Origin of the sequence: Mycobacterium sp. PDNC021 (assembly GCF_048282635.1) — a bacterium.
GTDB classification, from domain to species: Bacteria; Actinomycetota; Actinomycetes; order Mycobacteriales; family Mycobacteriaceae; genus Mycobacterium; species Mycobacterium llatzerense.
Window position 1 is genome coordinate 5,199,906 of the sequence record NZ_CP182502.1, and the last position, 23,977, is coordinate 5,223,882.

Genomic DNA, 23,977 nt, shown 5'->3' on the forward strand with positions numbered 1-23,977 from the left:
TGCTCAGGCTTGCGACGCGGCGGCCACTGCGGCCGCCACGGCCGGACCCACGCGCGGGTCGAGCGCGCTGGGCACGATGTAGTCGACGGACAGATCGTCACCGACGACCGAGAAGATGGCTTCTGCGGCAGCCACTTTCATGGCCTCGGTGATGCGACGGGCACCGGCGTCCAGGGCCCCACGGAACACACCGGGGAACGCCAGCACGTTGTTGATCTGGTTCGGGAAGTCGCTGCGGCCGGTCGCCACCACCGCGGCGTACTTGCGGGCGGCGTCCGGGTGGATCTCCGGGTCCGGGTTGGACAGCGCGAACACGATGCCGTTCGGGGCCATCGTGGCGATGAGCTCTTCGGGCACCAGACCGGCAGAGACGCCGAGGAAGACGTCGGCGCCGTCGAGCGCCTCGGCGACACCGCCGGTGATGCCGCGCGGGTTGGTGCGGCCGGCGAGTTCGGCCTTGAAGGAGTTGAGGTCGTCGCGGCCGGAGTGCACGACGCCCTTGCTGTCGAGCACGACGATGTCGCGGATGCCGCTGGCCAGCATGATGTTGGTGCAGGCCACGCCGGCCGCACCGGCGCCGGACACCACGACCTTGAGGTCGTGCATGTCGCGCTCGAGCACCTTGGTGGCGCCCAGCAGCGCTGCGAGCACCACGATGGCGGTGCCGTGCTGGTCGTCATGCATGACGGGGCAGTCCAGCGCCTCGATGACGCGGCGCTCGATCTCGAAACATCGCGGCGCGGAGATGTCCTCCAGGTTCACGGCGCCGAACGTCGGACGCAGCCGGATCAGGGTCTCGACGATCTCGTCGGGGTCCTTGGTGTCCAGCACGATCGGGATCGAGTCCAGCCCGCCGAAGGTCTTGAACAGGGCGCTCTTACCCTCCATGACCGGCAGAGAAGCCGCCGGGCCGATGTCTCCGAGGCCGAGCACGGCGCTGCCGTCGCTGACGACCACGACCAGGCGGTTGGCCCAGGTGTACTTCTTGGCCAGGGTCGCATCAGCGGCGATGGCGCGGCTGACCTGGGCGACACCCGGGGTGTAGGCGATCGACAACGCACGCTGGGTATCCAGCGGCTCGTTGAGGGCTACGGAGAGCTTGCCCCCTTCGTGGGCGGCGAAAATCTCCGCATCATCGATGACCACCTGGGGTGTGCGCACAGCACCTGACTTATCTGACACCGCGTCAGGCTACTTCACACAAAAGCTACCCGCGGGTTACGCGTAGCATTTGCCCCTGGTCTATAGGTCCAGAAAGTCCGCCCCACGGGAGGTCAGCCTCATGCCCTCGTTCCGCGCACTACAGCCGTCGAACTTCCGCCCGATCCCGAAAAAGGTGCCTACCGGCCCCGATGCCAGCTCGATCCACGTTCCGGTCGCGCGCGCCACGGTCGACTGCGGCGTCTACTCCATGGGCACGCGCCTGCCCGGCAAATACACCCACGGCGCCGCCGTGGCCAAGGTGCGCGAGCTGCGCGCGGCCGGAGAGGAGGCGTTCGTCTGGATCGGGCTCCATGAGCCCGATCAGCACCAGATGCAAGCCGTCGCCGACGTGTTCGGGCTGCACGAACTGGCGGTCGAGGACGCGGTCTGCGCCCATCAGCGGCCCAAGCTGGAGCGGTATGACCAGACCCTGTTCCTGGTGCTCAAGACGGTCAGCTACGTCGCGCACGAGTCGGTGGCCAACGCCCGGGAGATCGTCGAAACGGGCGAGATCATGGTGTTCGTCGGACCCGACTTCGTGGTGACCGTCCGGCACGGCGAGCACAGCGGACTGGCCGGGGTGCGGCACCGACTGGACGAGTCGCCCACCATCCTCACGCTGGGGCCCTACGCGGTGATGCACGCCATCGCCGACCATGTGGTGGACAGCTACCTCGAAGTCACCGGGCTGGTCGAGACAGACATCGACGCCGTCGAGCAGACCGTCTTCTCCTCACACACCCAGACCGACATCGAGAGCATCTACCTGCTCAAGCGCGAGGTGGTCGAGTTGCGGCACTCGGTGAACCCGCTGACCATGGCGTTGCAGCGACTGCTGTCCGACCACAACGACCTGATCTCCAAAGAAGTTCGCCGCTACATCCGCGACGTGCATGACCACAACAGTCAGGCCGCCGACCAGATCACCGGGTTCGACGACCTGCTGAGCTCCCTGGTGCAGGCCGCACTGGGCAAGGTCGGGATGGAACAGAACGCGGACATGCGCAAGATCTCGGCGTGGGTCGCCATCGCCGCCATGCCCACCATGATCGCCGGCATCTACGGCATGAACTTCGACAACATGCCCGAACTACATTGGCACTACGGGTATTTCGGGGTGCTGACGTTGATGGTGCTGGTGTGCACGGGGTTGTACCGGACGTTCCGGCACAACCACTGGCTGTAGCTGTGTGAGCTTCCGGCAATCTGGCGCTGAGCGACGCGTCCTATAGCAAAACGGACCACCGGTAACAACTGTTGGGGCATGATCTTCCAATGAAAATTGGGAGCAAGTCCACCGTAGTCGCGTTGGTCGTTGCCAGTGGTGTGCTCACCGGCATCACCGCACCCGCCGCCCACGCCAACGGCGCGGACGCCGTCATCAGAGACCTCGAAGCCGAGGGCTATACCGTCAGACTCAACTGGCTCAACGGGAACAAGCCCACGTTGCTGCAACGCTGCACAGTGGTCCGGGTCAACAACCCGTCCTCCGACGAACCTGCCGAGGGTGACGTCGTGTGGGCTGATGTCGCCTGCCCGAACAACACGTCTTAAGCGCGTGGTTCCGCGGCCCGGCGCCGCTGATCGAGGACGTCGACGCCGTCCTGCTGCCACGCATCGCGCATGGCGTCGGCGCCTTTGAGCCGCACCCAGGCGGCCTCGGTGGCGGTGATCGGGGTGGCGGTCAGGATCCGCACCGGCTGGTAGGGATCGGGCAGTTCGACATCGCCGATCTCACTGGCGCCCAACAGGAATGCGGTGAACGCAGCCCCTTGCCACACGGGTTCCTGTAGGTCGATCAGAGCATCGGGCTCCAGGATCAGGCCTTCGACGGCCGGCGCCGATGCCAGCACCGCGATCGAGCGGGCCAGCCCCGGCGGTGTGGGGCCGCGCAGCGACAGCACCGCTTCCGCCCGGGGACCGCTGATCCCATCGGCCATCATGTCCGTCGGGTCCGCCATGGGGTATCGCGAGCACCCTTGGGACGCATAGTGATACACGTCGTTGTCGGTCGGTCCGTAGCGCAGCACCTCGATGGGGTCGGCACCGAGAAAGGTGACGCTGGCGCCCACCGGTTCGGCGGTGCTGCCGCGGCCGGCGAAATACGCCGTCACGTGGGCCCTTACCGCTGCGAGGACGTCGGTCACTGCGGTAGCGACAGGTTGCGACCCGTCGCCGGATCGAACAGGGTCAGTTTGGATGTGTCGAGGGCCAGCTCGACCTTGCCGCCCGCCGTCGCAGACGACTTGGCCGAAACCCTTGCCACGTAAGTGTTCTCACTCGATCCGGCGTCGGAGGTGTCGTCAGCCAGCTCGTCCAGCTGGGCAGCTTGAGCGCCGGCACCGTCGATCCGGAAGTGCACGTACTTGTCCGCGCCGAGCGATTCCACCAGCTCGGCATCGACCTCGAAGGTCAGCGACTGGATGCGCGCGTAGGCGTCGATCACCGAGGCGTCGTCGAACTGTTCGGGGCGCACACCCGCGATCAGGTCGGCCGACGGCCGGTGCTGGTCCAGCGCCGCGCGGGCGTCGTCGCTCAGGGTGACTTCACCGAACGGGAGTTCCACCCCGACGTCGGTCCGGGTAGCCGGGAAGAAGTTCATCGACGGGGAGCCGATGAAGCCGGCGACGAACAGGTTCGCCGGCCGGTTGTACAGCTCGTCGGGGGTGCCGATCTGTTGCGCGACACCGCCGCTCATCACGACCACCCGGTCACCCAGCGTCATCGCCTCGGTCTGGTCGTGGGTGACGTAGACGGTGGTGGTGCCCAGCCGGGCCTGCAGCCGGGCGATCTCGGTGCGCATCTGCACCCGCAGCTTGGCATCCAGGTTGGACAGCGGCTCGTCCATCAGGAAGGCCTTGGGGCTGCGCACGATGGCACGTCCCATCGCCACGCGCTGGCGCTGGCCACCGGACAGCTGGGCGGGCTTGCGGTCCAGAAGTGCGGTCAGGTCAAGGATTTTCGCGGTCTCCTCCACCTTGGCCGCGATGTCGGCCTTCGGCATCTTGGCGAGGGTCAGCGGGAACGCGATGTTCTGCCGCACCGTCATGTGCGGGTACAGCGCATACGACTGGAACACCATCGCGATGTCCCGGTCCCGGGGCTCCTTCTCGTTGACCCGCTCGCCACCGATGCGCAGTTCGCCGGAGCTGATGTCCTCCAGCCCGGCAATCATGTTGAGCGTCGTCGACTTTCCGCACCCCGACGGCCCGACCAGGATCAGGAACTCACCGTCGGCGATGGTCAGCGACAGGTCCTGCACGGCGGTCGCCCCACCGGTGTAGCTCTTGGTGACGTGGTCCAAAACGATTTCGGCCATGAACTACCCCTTAACCGCACCGGACGTCAGGCCCGCGACGATCCGTCGTTGGAAGATCAGAACAAAGATGATGATGGGCACCGTGATGACCATCGCCCCGGCGGCGATGGAACCGGTCGGTTCCTCGAATTGCGAACTGCCCGTGAAGTTCGCGATCGCCACCGGCGCGGTGATGGCCCGCTGCGTGGCCGTCAACGACAACGCCAGCAGCAGGTCGTTCCAGGCGAAGATGAACACCAGGATCGCCGCGGTGACGATGCCGGGCGCGGCCAGCGGCGCGATCACCTTCCGGAAGGCCTGCCCCGGTGTGGCGCCGTCCATCTTGGCGGCCTTCTCCAAATCCCAAGGGATTTCCCGGAAGAATGCCGACAGGGTGTAGATCGCCAGCGGCAGCGCGAAGGTGATGTACGGCAGGATCAGGCCCGGCCAGGTGTCGAACAGCCCGACGGTGCGCTCGATGTTGAACAGCGGCGTCACCAGGGAGATCTGGGGGAACATCGAGATCAGCAAGGCCAGACCGACCAGCAGCCGCTTACCCGGAAAGTCCAGGCGGGCCACGGCATAGGCGGCCATGCCGCCGATCGTCACGGCGATGGCGGTGGTGATCAACCCGATGCCGATCGAGTTGATCAGTGCCGAACCGAAGCCGCCGCCGGTGAAGATGCCCTTGTAATTGTCGAACGTGACCTGACGCGGAATCAGGTTGCCGTCCTTGACCGTTGACGTCGGCTTGAGTGACAGCGAGAAAATCCAGAGCACCGGCAGCAGCGCGTAGACCACCACCAGGACGTTGACCACACCCCAGCCCGCCAGCCGGCCGCCACGCGTCTGATCGCTCATCTCAGCGCACCTCGGCTTCCGCGCCGGGCGCCGCGGCACCGAAAATCTTGATGTAGATGAACGCGATGATCGCGACAGTGGCGAAGATCAGCACGCTGATCGCCGAGCCGAGGCCGATGTTGAACGCCTTGAACAGGTTGTCGTAACCCAGGATCGACACCGAGCCGGTGTTGTTGGTGCCGCCCGTGAGCACGTAGATGTTGTCGAAGATGCGGAACGCGTCGAGCGTGCGGAACAGCAGGGCCACCAGGATCGCCGGTTTCATCAGCGGCAGAGTCACTTTGGCGAACCGCTGCCAGCGGCCCGCGCCGTCCATCTGGGCAGCGTCGAGCAGGTCCTGGGGCACCAGCACCAGCCCGGCCAACAGCAGCAGTGACATGAACGGAGTGGTCTTCCACACCTCGGCGAGCACCACGATGGCCAGCGACGGCAACTGCTCGGTCAGCGGCGCGGTGCCCGTGGGCAGCAGATTCGCGAGGTACCCGGTACCCGGCGTCCACGCGTAATACCAACTGTAGGAAGCGGCTACGGTCACGATGCCGTACGGAATGAGGATGGCGGTGCGCACCACGGAGCTGCCGAACATGGTCCGGTGCATCACCACCGCCAGCGCCATGCCGAGCACGAACTCGATGGCCACCGACACCACCGTGATGCCGAGGGTGACGACGAAGGCCGTCCACCAGTAGTGGTCGGTGAGGATCGTCGCGTAGTTGTCCAGCCCGACGAACCGGGTCTCGCTCGGCGCCGCCAGGTTGTCCCGGTGCAGGCTCAGCCACACCGCGTAGGCGACGGGGTACGCCGCGACCGCCAGCATCACCAGCACGGCGGGGGCGATCAGTGAGTACGCGAGCCGGCGCTCAGCCGTGCCGCTGCTCACGGGATCAGCCCCTTGCCGTCGATCGCCTGCTGCACCTCGGAGGCCAGCTTGTCGGCGGTGCTCTGCGGGTCGATCTTGGTGATCGGGGCCAGCGTCGCCGAAATCCGCGTCGACACCGCCTGGTACTGCGGCGTGGCCGGCCGCACCGCGGCATCGGCGAGTTGGCGACGGATCACCGCGTACTGCGGGTACTTGGCCTGGAACTTGGGATCGTCGTACAGCGACGCGCGCACCGCGGGCAGCCCACCCTCTATCGACGTGTACTCCTGGTTGGCCGCGCTGCGCAGGCACCGGATGGCCTCGAACGCCTCGGCTTTGTGCGTACTGTCCTTGCCCACAGCCAGATTCAGCCCACCGATGGTGACCTTCGCCGGCACATCGGGTTGCACCGACGGGTAGTCCGCGAAGCCGAACACCTTCTTGCTCTCGTCGTAGGCGGTGGTGAACTGCGCATCGTCGGGCGCAAACGTGCCGACGTCGTTGATGGCGCTCTTGAGATCCGCACGCTCGTTCAGCGGCAGGAACGGCACACCGCCCTTGACCGCGTTCTCCAGCATCGACGGCAGCACGAACGGCCAGTTCACCTCGAGCGCGGCCTTGCCCTGCTCGAGGGCCAGGCGCGCCGTCCCCTCGTCGGTCTGGGTGATCGACGGGTCGGCGCCGGGGGCGGTGGCCACCGACTTGATGATCTGCAGCGCCTTGACGGTCGCGGCCCGATGCTCAGGGGTGTCGGTCAAGGTGACGGTCTTGCCGTCGTCGGACAGCACGCTGCCGCCGGCGCTGGTGAGCAAGGTGTTGAACCAAACCACCAGGCCCTCGTACTGCTTGCCCTGCACGGCAATCCAGCTCGGTCCCCCGGCGGCATGCAGGCGAGTCGCCTGGGCCACCATGTCGTCCCAGGTGGCGGGGGGCTCGGGCATCAGATCAGCGCGGTACCAGAGCATCTGGGTGTTGGTTGTGATAGGCGCGGCGAACAGCCGGCCCTGCCACTGCGCGGTCTTGAGCGGTCCGGGCAAGGTGTCGTCGGCGGCGTCGGCTTCGGCTTTTCCGGCCGGGTCGTCGGCCAGCGGCACCGCCCAGCCGGCCTCGGCGAACTCGGCGGTCCACACCACGTCCAGGCCCATGATGTCGAGGCTCTTGTCGTTACCCGTCAGCCGGCGCGCCAGCTGCAGCCGCTGATCGTCGGCACCCTTGGGCAGACTGACCTGCTTGATGCTGAAGCGGCCGTCGAATTCGGCGTTGCACCGCTTGGCGAGGGCCGAGAACGTCCCCATCTCATTGGCCGAGGTGTAGAAACTCACGACGTTGCCGTCGGCACCGGACCCGCACGCGGACACCAGCGTGGCAGCCGTGCACGCCGCAGCACCCGCTGCCAGCGCAGCCCGCAGCTTTCCCGCGCGCACCACGGACGCCTCCTGTCTCACGGGAACCTCCCGCGCGCAAACCGTAGAGCGCCACGGGTGTGCCGTGCAACATATCTGCACGACAGGAACGGATCAGGTGGCGGGACAGGCAGCCGTTACAGCGACAGGCGCCCCAGCAGGTCGCGGCCTTGTTCGGCACACACCGGGTCGCACAGGACGTCGTAGCGTCCCGCGACCAGCTGCATGGTGGAGCTGAAATCCCTTGTGCCACGCGACATCGCGTACTGCACGCCCGAGGTGATCAAGCCGAAGAACACGCCGGCGATCAGGCCGGTGAGCAACGAGCCCCACGCGTTGGTGCCGAAAAGCCCCAGCACCAGCCCGATGAACAGGCCCAGCCACGCCCCGGTCAGGATGCCGCCGCCGAGGACGCGCGGCCAGGTGAGCCGCCCGGTGACCCGCTCGACCTGCATCAGGTCGACGCCCACGATGGTCACGTGCTGCACCGGAAACTGTTGGTCTGACAGGTAATCGACGGCCCGCTGCGCCTCGGCGTAGGTCGGGTACGACCCGATGGGCCAGCCCTTCGGCGGAGTCGGCAATCCCGGCTGTCCACCCGGGCCCGGGGTCCGGTCGGGTTGCAGCGGATTCGTCATGCTCCTGGTCTCCTGTCAGTCGCCGCGGAACGCACTTCGGCTACCACGATGCCATGATCTCTTAGGCTAGGTTGGTCGGCATGACAAGTCCGGGCGGGGAGTCGGGGCAGCCCTCTTGGGGTCCGTCGCGCCCGGCCGATCCGGTCCGCCCGCCGTCCGGTACCGACGCCGAAGCGACCAGTGACTATCCGGTGTACGAGTACCCGGCTCTCGAAGAGCCCGGACCCACCTCCACACCCTGGCAGCAGGGGCCGCCCGCACCGGCGCCAGCGCCTCAGCCGCAGCCGCCGACGGGTCCGTTCCCCGCGCCTCCCGGTCCGCCGCCACCAGGCTTCTACGGTGCCCCGCCGGCCGGGCCGTTCGGCCCGCCGCCGGGGATGGCGCCGCCCGGATATCCGCCGCCGGGCTACCTGCCGCCCCCGCTGTACTCGTCGTACCCGCCACCGCCGTCGAACGACGGGATGGCCATCGGATCACTGGTGTGCTCGCTGGTCGCGCTGCCGCTCTATTTCATGTGCTTCATCGGTCCGGTCGTCTCGCTGCTGGGCATCGTGCTCGGCATCGTGGCCATGATGCAGAGCAAGGGCCGGCCACGGACCAGCGGCCGGACCATGGCCATCTCGGGCATCGCCATCGGTGGCGCGTCCATCGTCATCGGCCTGCTCGGCTTCGTGCTGTTCTACGACTGGGCGATTCACCAAGACCCGAACGTGTGATCGGCGTGCGGGTGAACCGACTGGCGGTCGGCTCGGTCGTGTGCGCACTGGCCGGCGTGGTGTTCGGCCCCATCGCGCTCATCGGCGTCGGGCTCGGTGTGGTCGCCTACGAGCGCATTCCCGGCAGCGGAACCCGCGGCAGCGTCCTGGCCGTGAGCGGCATCGTGTGCGGCGCCCTGGCGTTTCTGCTCAACCTTTTCCTGGTCGTACTGGTCCTCGGCGACACCTAGCCGGCCCGCTCACGCCGGCGGAGTGAACCGCTCGCCGGTGCGCGTCATCCCGGCGGCACGTCCCTTGCCCGCGATCACCAGCGCCATCTTGCGGCTGGCCTCGTCGATCATCTCGTCGCCGAGCAGCACGGCGCCGCGGGCGCCGCCGGCCTGCGAGGTGTGCCATTCATAGGCCTCGAGGATCAGCTCGGCATGGTCGTAGTCGGCCTGGCGCGGACTGAAGATCTGGTTTCCGGCGGCGATCTGGTCGGGGTGCAGCACCCACTTCCCGTCGTACCCAAGCGCTGCGGTCTGCCCGGCAACGCGTGTGAACGCCTCGGTGTCCTTCACCTTGAAATATGGGCCGTCGATGGCGTTGATGCCGTGCGCCCGCGCCGCCACCAGGATGGTCATCAGCACGTGGTGATAGGCGTCGCCGACGCCGTAGCCGACGGGCTGCTCCCCGACGACCAGGGTGCGCATGTTCAGGCTGGCCATCAGATCGCCCGGCCCGAAGATCAGCGCCTGCACCCGCGGTCCGCCGGCGATGGAGTCGGCGTTGGTCAGCCCCTTGGCGTCCTCGATCTGGGCCTCGATGCCGATGCGGCCGACGGGCAGTCCGTGTGCGCGCTCCAGCTGGGTCAGCAACAGATCGAGGGCCTGCACGTGCGAGACGTCGCTGACCTTCGGCAACACGATGACGTCCAACTCACCGCCGCCGCGCGCCACCGCGGTGACCACCTCGATCACGTCGGCGTGCGTCCACGGTGTGGTCCAGTCGTTGACCCGAAGTCCGCGCAGCTGCCCCGCCCAACCCGGCTCGCACAGCGCCTGCGCCACCCGGGTTCGCGCCGCGGCCTTCGCGTCGGCCGCCACCGCGTCTTCGAGGTCGAGGAACACCTGGTCGGCGGGCAACGTCTTGGCCTTGGCGATCATCTTGTCGCTGCTGCCCGGAACCGACAGGCAGGTACGGCGGGGCCGATACTGGTTCTCCACAACCCCACTCTCTACCCTGTGGTGCATGGTGGCGGTCAACAGGGTCTACGTGGCCAGACTCGCTGGACTGGTCGTTCTCGGGCCCGACGGAGAGTCGGTCGGCCGGGTGCGCGACGTGGTCGTGAGCATGGGCGTCATCCGCCAGCAGCCGCGGGTACTCGGCCTGGTCGTGGAGCTGACCTCGCGCCGCCGAATTTTCGTCCCGATCCTGCGGGTGACCTCCATCGAACACAACTCGGTGACCCTCACGGGGGCGACCATCTCGCTGCGCCGGTTCACCCAGCGCCCCGGCGAGGCGCTGGTGCTCGGGCAGATTCTGGACACTCGCGTCCGCGTCACGGATCCGGAGCTCGAACAGCTCGCCGGCATCGACGTCGTCGTGGTGGACCTGGCCATCGAGCAGGCCCGGTCGCGCGACTGGGTGGTGACCCGCGTCGCGGTGCGCCACCGCCGGCTGGGCCGGCGCACCACGGTGCACGTGGTCGATTGGCACAACGTCACCGGACTGACGCCGTCGGCGCTCGCGCTACCGGGTCAGGGCGTGGCCCAACTGCTGGAGCAGTTCGCCGGTCAGCGTCCCGTCGAGGTCGCCGACGCGCTGCGCGACCTGCCGGCCAAACGCCGCCACGAGGTCGTGAGAGCTCTCGACGACGAGCGCCTCGCCGACATCCTGCAGGAGCTCTCCGAACCCGAGCAGGCCGAATTGCTCAACCAGCTGGGCACCGAACGTGCCGCGGACGTGCTGGAAGAGATGGATCCCGACGACGCCGCCGACCTGCTCGGAGAGCTCGACGCAACCCGCGCCGCCGTGCTGCTGGACCGGATGGACCCCGAGGACTCCGAGCCCGTGCGCCGCCTGCTGCAGCACTCCCCTGACACCGCCGGTGGTCTGATGACGCCCGAGCCCGTCGTGCTCACCCCGGACACCACCGTCGCCGAGGCGCTCGCGCGCGTCCGCGACCCCGAGCTGACGCCGGCGCTGTCGTCGCTGACGTTCGTGACCCGGCCGCCGACCGCGACACCGACCGGCCAATACCTGGGCTGCGTGCACACCCAACGGCTGCTGCGCGAACCCCCGGCGACCCAGGTCGGCGGCATCATCGACGCGGACCTCCCAGTGCTGTCACCGACCAGCTCCCTGGCCGAGGTGACGCGCTACTTCGCCGCCTACAACCTGGTATCCGCGCCGGTGGTCGACGACGAGAATCATCTGCTGGGCGCCGTCACCGTCGACGACCTGCTCGACCACCTGCTGCCTACCGGCTGGCGCAGTGCTGACGAACCGGGGCCGGGCTCGACCCAGGCCATCACCGACAACATCTCTGGAGTCAAGCGGTGAGCGAGCCTTCAGCCAGGCAGCGTCTGGACATTCCGCGCACGTCCCGATTCCGGCTGACCCCACGGGTCGACGTCGAGTCCGTCGGCCGGTTCAGCGAATCGATCGCCCGGTTCCTGGGCACCGGCAAGTTTCTGCTCATCCAGACCGTGATCGTGGTGGTGTGGATCGGTCTGAACGTCTTCGCGGTACAGCTGCAATGGGATGAGTACCCGTTCATCCTGCTGAATCTGGCGTTCTCCACGCAGGCCGCCTACGCCGCGCCGCTGATCCTGCTGGCCCAGAACCGCCAGGAGAACCGGGACCGGGTGGCGCTCGAAGAGGACCGCCGGCGCGCGGCCCAGACCAAGGCCGACACCGAATTCCTGGCCCGGGAACTGGCCGCGCTGCGGCTGGCGGTCGGCGAGGTGGCCACTCGCGACTACCTCCGCCGCGAACTCGATGAGTTGCGCACGTTGATTGCTCAGCAGAACGGCGCCAAGAGCGGGTCGGGCAAGCGCAAGGCCGGAAAGTCACGTCCGCCGGCCGAGGAAAGCGACGTTTCCGGCGACCCGGCGACCAGCTCCGACGCTGCCGCCGATGAGAGTTTCCACTCTGCGGAAACATTGCTACGCCAACCGCCCGCAGAGTAGGTATGGTGACTTGGATCACAACACAGGTCACCGGGGTCACTCCGGTATTCCACTTCCATAGGATGGCTTAGTGCACATCGGGGGCGACGCCGCAGACGCTGCGGACAACACTGCGCCTACTACTGACTCCCACGCACTTCCCAGTGACTCTGCGCTGGTTGACGACGAAATACACGACTACGACGCCGCAGTCGATGACGAGGCCGACCCGGTCGATAGTGCCGTTCCCGGACGTCGCCGACAGATCGCCCGGGCGCTGCGCCGCCCCCTGGCCGGCGTCGCGGTCGTCGCACCGCTGGTTCTGATGCTTGCCGTCGGCGGTTCGGCGCCGACTCGGCAAACGACGGTGCACAACAGCGCCACCACGGGCGTCACGCCGATGGCGGCCGTCACGCCCACCACCCCCGGACCACGCAACCGGGCCGGCATGACGGTGGTGGCATCCGATCAGATTCCCCGCGCCCTGCACATGGACCCGACCACTGCCCTGTCGCCGCCGCCGGCGTCGCTGGTGATGGCACCCGGCGGGCTGCGGATCCCGCCGGTCGTCCTGAACGCCTACCGCACCGCCGAGAAGATCATGGCGACCAACGCGCCGGGCTGCGGCATCAGCTGGAACCTGCTGGCGGGCATCGGACGCATCGAGTCCGGGCACGCCAACAGTGGCGCCACCGATGCCCGGGGCACCGCGATCACACCGATCCTCGGACCGGTCCTGGACGGCACCCTGGCCGGCAACGAGGTCATCGTGCAGAGCATCGCAGCCGGCCGCGTGACCTACGCCCGGGCCCTCGGACCCATGCAGTTCCTGCCCGGTACCTGGGCCCGGTACGCCGCGGACGCCATCGGCGACGGCAAGCCCGACGTGCAGAACGTCTATGACGCGTCCCTGGCCGCGGCCCGGTACCTGTGCAGCGGCGGGCTGAACCTGCGTGATCCGTCCCAGGTGCTGACCGCGATCCTGCGCTACAACAACTCGATGCCGTACGCCCAGAACGTGCTGGGCTGGGCCAAGGCGTACGTCACCGGTATCGCACCGGTCGACCTGCCGCCGATCGTCGGCCCGCCGCCCGCCATCGGCGACCAGCACCTCGACAACCCCGAGGGGCTCGGGCCGGGCCTGCCGATCAACGCGATGGGCCTGCCGTCCGACGACCCGCTGGCGATGACGCCCGCACTGCAGATGGGGCGCACGGGCCCGCTGCCCGGACCGGCCGAACCGAAACAGAACTGCGCCGTGTTCTGCCTGTCCGGTGGGCCCGCGCCGGCCGCCGTGCCCGCACCGGACGCCCCGGCGCTGGACGCGCCCCCGGCCAACCCGTTCAACGTGCCGCCGTTCCTGCTACCGCCGGCTCCGATGGCACCGCCGCCGGCGCCCGTCGCGCCGGCTCCGGCGCCCGCGGGTCCGATTCCGGTCACCGCCGTGGGCGTGGGTACCCCGGCCGCCGGTCCGGTCGGCGCCGCACCGGGACCTGTCCCCGGACCGGCAGCGGTCCCGGCGCCGCAGGCTCCCGCCGGCCCGCCGCCCGCCGAAGCGATGGGTCCCGCGGCGCCTGCCTTCCCATCCCTGCCGTGACCAGCTGCGGGTCTGCTGACCGGCAGGCATAGACTCGCCGCTGATGTCTGCTGAGCTGAATGCCGCCGTGCGCGCCGCACTGGGCAAAGTTATCGACCCTGAACTGCGCCGTCCGATCACCGAGGTCGGCATGGTCAAGGACGTGACCGTCGAATCCGACGGCGCCGTCCACGTCGAGATCTACCTGACCACGTCGGCCTGCCCCAAGAAGACCGAGATCACCGATCGGGTCACCGCGGCCGTCACCGACGTGCCGGGCACCGGCACCGTCAAGGTGACCCTCGACGTGATGAACGACGAGCAGCGCGCAGAACTCCGCAAGCAGCTGCGCGGCGACGACAAGGAACCTGTCATCCCGTTCGCCCAGCCTGGTTCGTTGACCCGGGTGTACGCGGTGGCGTCCGGCAAGGGCGGCGTCGGTAAGTCCAGCGTGACGGTGAACCTGGCGGCCGCACTGGCCGCCAAGGGCCTGTCGGTCGGGCTGCTCGACGCCGACATCTACGGCCACTCGGTGCCCCGGATGATGGGTGTGCAGGATCGCCCCACCCAGGTTGATTCGATGATCCTGCCGCCGGTTTCGCACGACGTGAAGGTCATCTCCATCGCGATGTTCACCCAGGGCAACACCCCGGTGGTGTGGCGCGGGCCGATGCTGCACCGGGCGCTACAGCAGTTCCTGGCCGACGTGTACTGGGGTGACCTCGACGTCCTGCTGCTCGACCTGCCGCCCGGCACCGGCGACATCGCCATCTCGGTGGCGCAGTTGATCCCCAGTGCCGAAATCCTCGTCGTCACCACGCCGCAGATGGCTGCCGCCGAGGTCGCCGAGCGCGCCGGCGCCATTGCGGTGCAGACCCGTCAGCGCATCGTCGGCGTGGTCGAGAACATGTCCGGACTGACCCTGCCCGACGGCACCACCATGCAGCTGTTCGGCGAGGGCGGCGGCGCCCAGGTCGCCGAAAGCCTCACGCGCACAGTCGGTGCCGAGGTTCCGCTGTTGGGCCAGGTCCCACTGGACCCGCGGCTGGTCTCGGCCGGCGACACGGGTGTGCCGCTGGTGCTGTCCGATCCCGACTCGGCTGCGGGGAAAGCGCTGCGCGGGGTCGCCGATAAGTTGTCCAGCCGCAAGCGCGGCCTGGCCGGCATGTCACTCGGGCTCGACCCGGCTGGGCGCTGACCTCCCTCTGTCCGACAGGAATCATCAAGTGACACATATCCATACGCGCAGCGGCGCACAGAACGTCGGCCTGCTGAGCGTGGCGGCCTACCGCCCCGGACGCGTCGTCACCAACGACGAAATCTGTGAAACCATCGATTCCTCGGACGAATGGATCTACTCCAGGACCGGCATCAAGAACCGTAGGTTCGCCGGGCCCGACGAGTCCGCGGTCAGCATGGCGTGCGAGGCCGGCCGCCGGGCCTGCGCGGCCGCGGGACTGTCCGGCACCGACATCGACGCGGTGATCGTCGCCACCAGCACCAACTTCCGCAACACCCCGCCGTGCGGGCCGCAGGTCGCCACCGAGATTGGCGCACAGGGCATTCCGGCTTTCGACGTCGCCGCGGGCTGCGCCGGATTCGGGTACTCGCTGGGCGTGGCCGCCGACATGATCCGGGCGGGCAGCGCGGGCCGCATCCTCGTGGTGGGCTCGGAGAAACTGTCCGACGCCATCGACATGACCGACCGCGGCAATGCCTTCATCTTCGCCGACGGCGCCGCCGCGGTGGTGGTGGGACCGACCGACGAGCAAGGCATCGGGCCCACCGTCGCCGGTAGCGACGGCGAGCAGTCCGGCGCCATCGTGCAGGACCTCAGCTGGATCGACTACGCCGAGAACCCCTCCGGACCAAGGCCTTTCCTGCGCATGGAGGGCCAGACCGTCTTCCGCTGGGCAGCCTTCCAGATGGTCGACGTCGGCAAGCGCGCCATCGCGGCGGCGGGCCTGACGGTGGACGACATCGACGTGTTCATCCCCCATCAGGCCAACGGCCGGATCAACGAGCTGCTCGCCAAGGGGCTGGAGCTGGGGCCCGAAACCGTTATCGCCCAAGACATTCAGGACGCCGGTAACACCTCAGCCGCCTCGATTCCGCTGGCGATGTTCACCCTGCTGGACAGTGGCGAGGCCAAGCCCGGCAGCGTGGCACTGCTGCTCGGCTACGGTGCGGGTCTGGCCTACGCCGCCCAGGTCATCCGGCTGCCGGGATAACTCCCGCGGCTCACCCGGAGACGGTGGCCAGTTTGCGCTTCTCCTCATAGAACCGCGCGCGCTCGTCGAGCAGCCCGAGGAACCCGATCAGTTCCTCCCGGGCCCGTTCGCCAACCGGGCCAAAGTCGTTGCGGTCAAAGATGTTCCAGAAGCGCAGCACCGGGACCAGGACGTCGTCGTGATGGATGCGCAGGTCGTAGATGCCGGCCTTGGCGATGGTGAGTGCGTTCTTGGCGAAGTCGGTCATCCCCTGGCCGGGCATCGCGAAATTGATGACTTCATCGCGGATGGCGACCATCGCGGCGTCCGGGGCGATGTCCAGCGCCGCGGCCATCAGGTTGCGGTAGAAGACCATGTGCAGGTTCTCGTCGGCCGCGATGCGGGCCAGGAGCTGGTCGGCCAGCGGGCAGCCGGACGCCCGGCCGGTGTTGCGATGCGAGACACGGGTGGCCAGTTCCTGGAACGACACGTAGGCCAGCACCGACAGCGCGCTCCGCTCTCCCGCGTCATACCCGGCGACGGTGTGCTCCATGCGAAGCCGCTCCAGCGCGACGGGATCGACGCCGCGGGTGACGACCAGATAGTCCCGCAGTGCGATGCTGTGGCGCCCCTCCTCGGCCGTCCACTGCCCGACCCAGGTGCCCCAGGCACCGTCACGGGAGAACCGGGTGGCGATCTCGCGGTGATACGACGGCAGGTTGTCCTCGGTCAGTAGGTTGACCGTCAGCGCCGTTTTGGCGACCGGGTCCAGCGGAGAGTCCTGCGGCTGCCAGTCCTCGCCGCCGAGGAATGCGAAATCACGCCCGCGGCTCCACGGGACATAGTCGTGCGGGAACCACTCCCGCGCCGTCCTCAGGTGCCGGTCGAGGTTCTGCGCGACGACGGGCTCCAGTTCATACAGCACAGCTGCCTGGGTATCCATGGATCAATCCCTCCATCGTTGGTCAGCGACAGGTCCACATTTCACAAACCTACGGTACCGTAACCTACGGTAGCGTAGGTTAGCGTTCGATGGCCAGGCAATGACGATCTCCACCGCGCCAGCGGCTCACAAGCAGGCGATGCGAGACGCGACTGGGACCGATTCCGAAAAAACTTTGGTCACTTTGTTTGCGCTGGTCACAGTAGGTAACTGGCGTCACATTTCCCGCGGTTTCTTGTCGGATGTTCGAACTAATGTTCGATGTGTGGGGTTCACCGATCCGGCCGTTATCGAGCAGGCGTACGCCGAGTTCGAAGCTGCGCAGGCCCGGCTTGCGTCCCTGGATCACAGCGGCCTGGACGTGCAACAGCTCCTCGATCTGCAATCCCGCCGCGAACGATCACGCTGCGCCGCCGAAGCGGTCGATCACCGCATCCTCGCGGCCCTGGTAGCCCAAACCACGGCCAAAGAGATCGGCGGGAAAAACTGGCCCGACGTGCTGCGCATCCGGCTGCACATCTCCGCCAAGGAAGCCCGCCGGCGGGTCCGCGACATGGAACACTTCGCGCCCCGCACCAGCCTGACCGGCGAAGTGTTGCCGCCCCGATGGGAAGAGGTAGCCCGCGCCCAAGCTGAGGGCGCCATCAACACCGAGCACGTCGAAGTCATCGCCAATTTCCTGGAGCTTGTCAAGATTTTTGTGTATGAGTGGCGGTCATTTAGTAGATGTAGGGCTCTAGTCGGTCTGGGTAGTTAAGGACGAGGGCGGCCAGTGCGTGTTTCCGGCCGACGACGATGGCGCCTTCGACGAGGCGGTCTGTCCGTTTGTTGTCGCGAGGTGCCAGTCGCTCGCGCTGACGGACGCGTTCTCGGGCCCGTTTGTCCTCGATGTTGCAGATCGCCAGCCACAAAAGCTTCACTGCCGCTTGATCGTTGGGGAAATGCCCACGGTTCTTGATGATCTTGCGGAGTTGGTAGTTCAGCGATTCGATCGCGTTGGTGGTGTAGATGATTTTGCGGACCGCGGGTGGGAACGCCAGAAACGGGGTGAACCGTTCCCAGGCCGATTCCCAGGCCCGAACTGCGGTGGGATACTTCTGCCCCCACGCTGAGCCGGCGAACTCGTGCAAAGCGGTTTCAGCAGCATCGATGGTGGGTGCGGTGTAAATGCCACGCAGTGCGGCGGCCACTGGTTTGCGATCGCCGTAGGCGACAAAACGCATCGAGGCCCGGATCAGATGCACGGTGCACGTTTGAACAATGGTCTGCGGCCACGTCGCGGCGATCGCGTCACCGAAACCGGTCAACCCGTCCACACAGGCGATGAGCACATCCTTGACGCCACGATTGGCCAGTTCAGCGCATACACCGGCCCAAAACTTCGCCCCCTCGGTGGGCTGAACCCAAATCCCCAGGACATGGCGGATACCGTCGATATCGATGCCAACGGCGATGTGAGCAGCTTTATTGCGGACCTGGTTGCCGTCGCGGATTTTGATCACCAAGGCGTCCAGATAGACGATCGGATACATCGGGTCTAGCGGTCGGTGTTGCCATTCGAGGACCTCCTCGAGCACCGAATCGGTGATCTTGCTGATCGTTTCCCGCGAGATCTCGGTCCCGATCGTGGTGGCTAGGTGATGTTCGATATCGCGGATGGTCATGCCGCCGGCGTAGAGACTGATGATCATCGAATCCAGTCCGCCCACGCGCCGCGACCCTTTGGGGACCAGCATCGGGATGAAGCTGCCGTCGCGATCACGCGGGATCGCCAGCGTCACATCACCAACCTCACTGGCCACTGTCTTGGCGCTAAAACCGTTGCGGGAGTTGGGTAACACCCGACCGACGGGATCTCCCTTGTCATAGCCCAGATGGCTGGACAGCTCGGTCTGCAGGCCTCGCTCGAGGACCGCTTTGACCATCTCCTGCAGAAAGCCACCCTCGCCGGTCAACTGCAGCTCACCGGCGTCGATCTTGGCCAGTACCTCATCGAAACCGCCCGCGGCCTTCAACTCCTCGAACGCCTGCCGGCCCGAAACCAACCGGTCCGCATCATCATCGTCTTCGCCGTCAGCGGCCTGACTGTCCTGCCGAACAACCATGGACATCATCGTGCTCCATCTGGCTCATGCAGCTCCTACACAAACCATCTGACAGGTCCATTTCCTGGCCAACCTGCCCAACTGGGTCGATCCCGCCACCACCATGCAATGTCAGCAGACCCTGGTCGCCCGAGCCCGACACCAAACCCCCGAAGAACTCCGGGCCGCGGCCAACAAACTCTTGTACGAACTCGACCAAGACGGCCCCGAACCCGACGACACCGAACGCGACCGCAAACGCGGCATCACCCACGGCAACCAACGCCGCGACGGCACCAGCGAGGTCACCGGCACCCTCACCCCCGAAGCCCGCGCCTACTGGGACGCGATCTACGACAAATACGCCGCCCCCGGCATGTGCAACCCCGCCGACGAAACCCCGTGCACGTCGGGCACGCCGACCGCCGAGCAGATCGCGAACGACACCCGCACCCAGGCCCAACGCCAACACGACGCGCAGATGTGGATCGCCCGCCTCGCCCTGACCTCCGGGATGCTCGGCGAACACAACGGCCTCCCCGTCACCGTGGTGGCGACCGCGACCATCGCCGACCTGGAACGCGGCACCGGCCTCGCGGTCACCCACACCGGCTCCAAACTCCCCATCCCGGACCTGATCCGCATGGCCGCCGGCGGCGCCCACCACTACCTGCTGATCTTCCATAACCACACCCGCGTACCGCTCTACTTCGGCAGAGCACGCCGCACCGCAACCCCCGGACAACGCCTCGCCCTATTCGCCCGCGACCGGGGCTGCACCCGACCCAACTGCACCGCCCCCGCATCCCGCAGCCAAGCCCACCACCTGATCCCGTGGAAACACGGCGGCAGCACCGACATCACCAACCTCGCCCTGGCCTGCGGCCCCGACAACCGCGCCGCCGACACCGGCGGCTGGACCACCACCATGAAAAACGGCCGCGCCCACTGGACCCCACCACCACTCTTAGATGTCGGCCAACCCCGAACCAACCAATACCACCACCCCACGCTCTACCCCACCGAGGAGGAAGGGGATGGCGATGGCGAAAGTGACAGTCCCGCAATCTGATTCACCGCCAGCGCGAGCATCACGCCCCGCGCCACCGAGAGCTGCCCACCGAACCGATAGGCACCCATGTCACGCCGAAACCACGCCGAAGGCGCTGACGATCTGCGGCGCCAGTTCGAGGTAGACGCGGCGGTGGTCGACGGAGTGCCCACGCAGCCTCCCCACGCTGCCATGGTTACTCGTCACGCCGAAAACAGTCGCGAGATCCAAGAGATCCAAGAGATCCAAAAGGCCGGCCTGCGATTGACGACAGACCGGCCATTCGGATCAACGACCCCCGGGGAAATCCATCAGCCCCGCAGCGCAGAGACGAAGATCGCGGGCAGTTTGGCCCAGCTGGGCTTGCCGGTGAAGGCGGTGAGGAGCCGGCCCGTGGAGGCGGCCGTGCGGTTGTTGACGAACCACGGCGGCTTGGGCGAGATCGACAGCTCGCCACCGATCAGCGAGCGCGGCGACGGGCGGAACGGCCCGCGCACCACCGTGCGCTCGGGCTTCTCGAGCAGGAATCCGTTGTGCACCACACCGATTCCGCTCTGCACGTCACTGAGCGTATGCCCGGGGAACGCGCCCCAGGTGGCGTGCGGGGTCAGGTACCCGACGCCGGTCCAGGCGTTCACCGCCACGGTGCCGTAGTGCAACGCCTCGATCATGGCATCGAAGGCCTTGCCCAACGCCTTGATGGTGGCGGGCGCCGCGACGATGTTGACGCCCAGGGTGCCGACGAAGTCCTCGTTGGCCAGGCGAGTGGCCTCACGGACGAATTCGACGCCGTCGCTGTCCAGGTCGATGACGCCGTACACCGGCGAGAAGTACTCCGTGTTGAGCAGCGCGGTGCGGTCCTCGGGGTCCACCACCAGCACGCGATCGCCGAGCCGCTGAGCCTTCGGATACGTGGCCTCCGCGCTCGCGACGCGGGCATCGGAACCCGGGTAGTACGCCGCGCGCCCGGGTGCCGCGGCGATGGCCTTGGTCAGCGCCGCCACGAACTCGTCGCGCTGCGCCCACTTCGACGACAGCACCACGACCTGCGACGCCACGCAGTTGTAGCCGTTGTTGTGCAGCCGCTGCGTGGCGATGTGGTTGGCCTGGAATTCGATGTCGGCGCGGCTCCACTTGCCGGGCACCACGATGGTCGGCGACACCCCGCCCAGCTCGCTGGTGATGTCCTTGTGCAGGATCGGCTCGCCGGCGGCCTTGCGCTGGGCGCCCTCTTCGCCGACGCCGAAGACGATGGCGTCGTGCGTCAGCGCGCTGCCGGTCATGTGCACGTGGTCCACCGCGTCGTGCTGCACCAGGTAGGTGCCGACGTCCGCGCCACCGGTGAGAATCCGCACCGCACCGAGCGCGATGAACGGCGCCAGCACCTTGGTCAGCACCGGCAGGATCGGGTCGGTGACCGGGTTGAGCTTGAGCGCGACCACCCGATTGTTGGCGATCAGCTCGTACACGGTGTCCAGCGGGGCGATCGACGTGATGTTGCCGGCGCCGAGGACGACGCCGATCCCGTTCGTCTTGCCCGGATCCCGCTGCGCCAGGCCGGCAGTCCGCACCGCCTCGTCCCGGCCGACGCCCGGCTGCAGCCACACCTGCGCACTGAACCCGGACAGCAGCAGCTTGTCGAAGACGTTGAGCGGCAACACATTCACCGTTGTGCGGCCGGCAGCGGTGCCGAACGTGGCACCGTCCAGCGGGCTCTTGCCGGCCTCCAGCTTGGCCAGGCTCGCCGACAACGCGGCAGCCCCCGCAGCCAGCGGGTAGGGCCCGGAAATCCATTCCTCACCGACCAGCGGCGAGTCCGGATTCAGTTGTTTGATCCGGACCGCGGCCTCGACCCACTCGGCGCCGTGCTGCACCGCCAGCTGCTGCACGTCGTCGAGAATCTCCCGGCGTCGCGCCAGAGGGGTTGCCGCCCAAGCCTTCTCGCCTTCGGCGAGTTCATCCAGCGCCTGGTCAACCAGGGCCGTGTACGCAGTGTCCGTCATGTACTGAATTCTCCCCGGTGGTGTGGTCGGTATGGGCCGGAATCAGCCGGCGTGTGCTTCGAATTCCAGCAGCGCGTCGCTGTGGTTGTGCTCGTACGGCTTGGGACCCTGCCCGACCGCCCGCTTGGCGACGAGGGCCTGGTACTGCTCGAACGGCGTGGTCCGGCCGAACTTCTCCCGCGCCTCGGCCGGGGTGTAGGTGACGGGGTTCTGCGCCGGAATCTTCATCAGCGTCGGGCCGACGATCGGCGTGGTGTGCGGAGTGGTGAAGTCCAGGATCGCCAGTTCCAGGCGCGGGATGCTAGACACCGCCCGCAGGAACGGTCGCGCCACCAACTTGGCGATGACGTCATCGGAGTAGTTCTGCGGGATGCCGCCCAGGGTGCGCATCCACTTCGGCATCGTGGCGATGATCGCGCGGCGCATCGGCCAGTTGAACACGCGGCGCATCCAGCTCGGCACCCGCTCGGGCAGGATGTGATAACCCAGGTCGACCAGGTAGTTCATCATGTTCTGGGCCACCTCGGAGCCGGCCATCTGCGGCCGGTACTGCTCGAAGTACTGCTGGATGCCCTCGCGCGTGCGCGGCACGTCGTCGGGGTTGATGGTCTGGAATTCGGCGGCGCGCGCGCACTCTTCCCAGTACTGCAGTTCTTCGGCCTCGGTCAGCTTGCCCGGTCCAAACATCTCGTAGGTGTAGAGGATCGAGTGCCACGCGGTCAGGTGGATCCACAGCTGCGAGTACGGATCGTTGGCGTCGAACTGCTTGCCGGTGATCGGCTCGGTGCCGATGGCCTTGCCGTGAATCTTGACCAGGATCTCGGAGGCGTCCAGCACAGCCTCTGCGTCACCGAAGGCGACCAGCGCGAAGTACTGCATGGTGCGGTCGTAGCGCAGCCGGGTCCGGGCGTACACCTGGCCGCTGGCGTCCACCGCGGCCGCGAGGTAGGGGTCGAGGTGCTCGATGGTCACAGCGCGGGCGAAGCCCAGCAGCAGTGACGTCGGGTAGCTCCACACCCGCCAGGTCACTGAGTCGGGTCCGAAAAAGCCGTAGTCGACCGCGGGCGTCAGCTTCGTATCGGCGACGGGCAGGCCGGCAACGCGGCGAAATGTGGATACGGCATCCATCGTCGTTCCCCTTTGAACAGGAAGGCGCCACCCTCTGGCGCGACGCGCTAGATGGTACGCCACGTACCACTAGATAGCTAGACTCCCACTGATTGGATGCATCAGGTAACTCCCGACCAGGTACATGAGGTAAACAAGGAGCCATGGCGAATGCCACCACCGGTCGCTGGGCCGGCCAACGCGAGCGCAGGCGCGCTGAGTTCATCGACGCTGCCCTCGTGGTGATCGAGCAACACGGACCCCAGACCTCGACCGAACAGATCGCCGCGCACGTCGGCGTCAGCCGCACCAAGCTGTACCGGCACTTCGTCGACGCCGCTGACCTGCAGCGCGAGGTCGCGCACCGCACCAGCCAGATGATCACCGCCGAACTCGCGCCGGTGTGGCGGCCCGAGGGCAGCATGGCGCAGATCGTGCAAGCCGGCGTGGGCGCGCACGTCCACTTCCTGATCCAACACCCGAATCTGTACCGATACCTGCAGCGATGCTCCATCGATGAGGGCTTCAACGCCTTCGCCGACATCAAGATCACCATCGCCAACCTGCTGACCGCGGTGCTCAAGGTGTACGTGGCGGCATTCGATGTGCAGGCCGACGCCGAGCGGTTGTCCTACAGCATCGTCGGCCTGGTCGAGACCGCCGCGGGGCACTGGCTCGAACAGCCGCTGCGCGACAGCCAGGACGCGCTGGTCGCCGACCTGACCCGCTGGATCTGGTTGATGCTGGACGACTCACTGCGCGCCGGCGGCGTCTACGTCGCCGCGGACGAAATCCTGCCGCCGGCCGCGGAGATCGCCGAGAATTCGGATCGCTACCGGGATCCGGCGCGCCTACAAGCCCTGAATCTCTAGC

24 protein-coding genes are annotated in these 23,977 nt (G+C 67.3%); 12 read left to right on the top strand and 12 right to left on the bottom strand.

Features of this window, described 5'->3' with window-relative positions; translation table 11 throughout:
* Positions 1–3 precede the first annotated feature (3 nt).
* A complete protein-coding gene (locus tag ACNO8X_RS24765) occupies positions 4–1,146 on the bottom strand; it encodes an NAD(P)-dependent malic enzyme (RefSeq protein WP_418006024.1) in 1,143 nt (380 codons plus the stop codon).
* Positions 1,147–1,282: 136 nt separating this feature from the next.
* Between ACNO8X_RS24765 and corA the strand changes: the two genes are divergently transcribed.
* Complete coding sequence (gene corA / locus ACNO8X_RS24770; protein ID WP_418003147.1) at positions 1,283–2,389, top strand: magnesium/cobalt transporter CorA; 1,107 nt, start codon at positions 1,283–1,285, stop codon at positions 2,387–2,389.
* 89 nt (positions 2,390–2,478) lie between these two features.
* The gene (locus ACNO8X_RS24775; protein WP_418003148.1) at positions 2,479–2,757 is read left to right on the top strand and encodes a hypothetical protein; all 279 of its coding nucleotides are present in this window, start codon (positions 2,479–2,481) and stop codon (positions 2,755–2,757) included.
* Here ACNO8X_RS24775 and ACNO8X_RS24780 read toward each other — a convergent pair.
* The 6 genes from ACNO8X_RS24780 to ACNO8X_RS24805 form a co-directional block, all read right to left on the bottom strand.
* On the bottom strand, positions 2,754–3,350 hold the full coding sequence (locus ACNO8X_RS24780) for a suppressor of fused domain protein (RefSeq protein ID WP_418003149.1): 597 nt from the start codon (positions 3,348–3,350) through the stop codon (positions 2,754–2,756). The genes ACNO8X_RS24775 and ACNO8X_RS24780 overlap by 4 nt on opposite strands.
* Entirely contained in the window at positions 3,347–4,522 is a 1,176-nt protein-coding gene (locus ACNO8X_RS24785; protein WP_418003150.1) for an ABC transporter ATP-binding protein, read from the bottom strand. Before ACNO8X_RS24785 ends, ACNO8X_RS24780 begins: the two co-directional genes overlap by 4 nt.
* A 3-nt stretch (positions 4,523–4,525) precedes the next feature.
* Positions 4,526–5,362, bottom strand: coding sequence for a carbohydrate ABC transporter permease (locus ACNO8X_RS24790; RefSeq protein ID WP_133764677.1), 837 nt, complete (start codon positions 5,360–5,362; stop codon positions 4,526–4,528).
* Position 5,363: 1 nt separating this feature from the next.
* On the bottom strand, positions 5,364–6,242 hold the full coding sequence (locus ACNO8X_RS24795; protein ID WP_418003151.1) for a carbohydrate ABC transporter permease: 879 nt from the start codon (positions 6,240–6,242) through the stop codon (positions 5,364–5,366).
* Complete coding sequence (locus tag ACNO8X_RS24800; protein ID WP_418006025.1) at positions 6,239–7,648, bottom strand: ABC transporter substrate-binding protein; 1,410 nt, start codon at positions 7,646–7,648, stop codon at positions 6,239–6,241. The genes ACNO8X_RS24795 and ACNO8X_RS24800 overlap by 4 nt, the downstream gene beginning before the upstream one ends.
* A gap of 113 nt (positions 7,649–7,761) precedes the next feature.
* A complete protein-coding gene (locus ACNO8X_RS24805) occupies positions 7,762–8,262 on the bottom strand; it encodes a general stress protein (RefSeq protein ID WP_260942470.1) in 501 nt (166 codons plus the stop codon).
* An 80-nt stretch (positions 8,263–8,342) separates the two neighbouring features.
* Here ACNO8X_RS24805 and ACNO8X_RS24810 point away from each other — a divergent pair, with 80 nt between their 5' ends.
* Both ACNO8X_RS24810 and ACNO8X_RS24815 read left to right on the top strand, forming a co-directional pair.
* A complete protein-coding gene (locus tag ACNO8X_RS24810) occupies positions 8,343–8,978 on the top strand; it encodes a DUF4190 domain-containing protein (protein WP_418003152.1) in 636 nt (211 codons plus the stop codon).
* Positions 8,979–8,983: 5 nt separating this feature from the next.
* On the top strand, positions 8,984–9,208 hold the full coding sequence (locus tag ACNO8X_RS24815) for a DUF4190 domain-containing protein (RefSeq protein WP_418003153.1): 225 nt from the start codon (positions 8,984–8,986) through the stop codon (positions 9,206–9,208).
* A gap of 9 nt (positions 9,209–9,217) precedes the next feature.
* Here ACNO8X_RS24815 and ACNO8X_RS24820 read toward each other — a convergent pair whose 3' ends face one another.
* On the bottom strand, positions 9,218–10,183 hold the full coding sequence (locus tag ACNO8X_RS24820) for an HpcH/HpaI aldolase/citrate lyase family protein (protein WP_043984806.1): 966 nt from the start codon (positions 10,181–10,183) through the stop codon (positions 9,218–9,220).
* A 25-nt stretch (positions 10,184–10,208) separates the two neighbouring features.
* Between ACNO8X_RS24820 and ACNO8X_RS24825 the strand changes: the two genes are divergently transcribed.
* The 5 genes from ACNO8X_RS24825 (at position 10,209) to ACNO8X_RS24845 (ending at position 15,937) form a co-directional block, all read left to right on the top strand.
* Positions 10,209–11,522, top strand: a complete 1,314-nt coding sequence (locus ACNO8X_RS24825; RefSeq protein WP_418003154.1) for a magnesium transporter MgtE N-terminal domain-containing protein — start codon at positions 10,209–10,211, stop codon at positions 11,520–11,522.
* Complete coding sequence (locus tag ACNO8X_RS24830; protein WP_418003155.1) at positions 11,519–12,151, top strand: DUF1003 domain-containing protein; 633 nt, start codon at positions 11,519–11,521, stop codon at positions 12,149–12,151. The genes ACNO8X_RS24825 and ACNO8X_RS24830 overlap by 4 nt, the downstream gene beginning before the upstream one ends.
* A gap of 70 nt (positions 12,152–12,221) precedes the next feature.
* Entirely contained in the window at positions 12,222–13,727 is a 1,506-nt protein-coding gene (locus ACNO8X_RS24835) for a lytic transglycosylase domain-containing protein (protein WP_418003156.1), read from the top strand.
* A gap of 43 nt (positions 13,728–13,770) precedes the next feature.
* Positions 13,771–14,904 (top strand): Mrp/NBP35 family ATP-binding protein, encoded by a 1,134-nt coding sequence (locus ACNO8X_RS24840; RefSeq protein WP_418003157.1) that lies wholly within the window; start codon positions 13,771–13,773, stop codon positions 14,902–14,904.
* A gap of 28 nt (positions 14,905–14,932) precedes the next feature.
* The gene (locus ACNO8X_RS24845) at positions 14,933–15,937 is read left to right on the top strand and encodes a beta-ketoacyl-ACP synthase III (protein WP_418003158.1); all 1,005 of its coding nucleotides are present in this window, start codon (positions 14,933–14,935) and stop codon (positions 15,935–15,937) included.
* A 10-nt stretch (positions 15,938–15,947) separates the two neighbouring features.
* Here ACNO8X_RS24845 and ACNO8X_RS24850 read toward each other — a convergent pair whose 3' ends face one another.
* Positions 15,948–16,859 carry an acyl-ACP desaturase gene (locus ACNO8X_RS24850; protein ID WP_418003159.1) on the bottom strand — a complete coding sequence of 304 codons (912 nt, stop codon included), beginning with the start codon at positions 16,857–16,859 and terminating at the stop codon, positions 15,948–15,950.
* 265 nt (positions 16,860–17,124) lie between these two features.
* Between ACNO8X_RS24850 and ACNO8X_RS24855 the strand changes: the two genes are divergently transcribed.
* Entirely contained in the window at positions 17,125–17,616 is a 492-nt protein-coding gene (locus tag ACNO8X_RS24855; protein ID WP_418003160.1) for a DUF222 domain-containing protein, read from the top strand.
* Here the strand turns inward: ACNO8X_RS24855 and ACNO8X_RS24860 are convergent.
* The gene (locus ACNO8X_RS24860; protein ID WP_418002103.1) at positions 17,579–18,964 is read right to left on the bottom strand and encodes an IS256 family transposase; all 1,386 of its coding nucleotides are present in this window, start codon (positions 18,962–18,964) and stop codon (positions 17,579–17,581) included. The genes ACNO8X_RS24855 and ACNO8X_RS24860 overlap by 38 nt on opposite strands.
* A 103-nt stretch (positions 18,965–19,067) precedes the next feature.
* Between ACNO8X_RS24860 and ACNO8X_RS24865 the strand changes: the two genes are divergently transcribed.
* Positions 19,068–20,015 (top strand): DUF222 domain-containing protein, encoded by a 948-nt coding sequence (locus ACNO8X_RS24865; protein ID WP_418003161.1) that lies wholly within the window; start codon positions 19,068–19,070, stop codon positions 20,013–20,015.
* 290 nt (positions 20,016–20,305) lie between these two features.
* Here the strand turns inward: ACNO8X_RS24865 and ACNO8X_RS24870 are convergent, their stop codons facing one another.
* Together ACNO8X_RS24870 and ACNO8X_RS24875 are read right to left on the bottom strand one after the other, a co-directional pair.
* Positions 20,306–21,997, bottom strand: coding sequence for an aldehyde dehydrogenase family protein (locus ACNO8X_RS24870; RefSeq protein WP_418003162.1), 1,692 nt, complete (start codon positions 21,995–21,997; stop codon positions 20,306–20,308).
* A 42-nt stretch (positions 21,998–22,039) separates the two neighbouring features.
* Complete coding sequence (locus ACNO8X_RS24875; RefSeq protein WP_418003163.1) at positions 22,040–23,125, bottom strand: oxygenase MpaB family protein; 1,086 nt, start codon at positions 23,123–23,125, stop codon at positions 22,040–22,042.
* 143 nt (positions 23,126–23,268) lie between these two features.
* Here ACNO8X_RS24875 and ACNO8X_RS24880 point away from each other — a divergent pair, with 143 nt between their 5' ends.
* Complete coding sequence (locus ACNO8X_RS24880) at positions 23,269–23,976, top strand: TetR/AcrR family transcriptional regulator (RefSeq protein ID WP_081936675.1); 708 nt, start codon at positions 23,269–23,271, stop codon at positions 23,974–23,976.
* The last annotated feature ends 1 nt before the right edge of the window (position 23,977 follow it).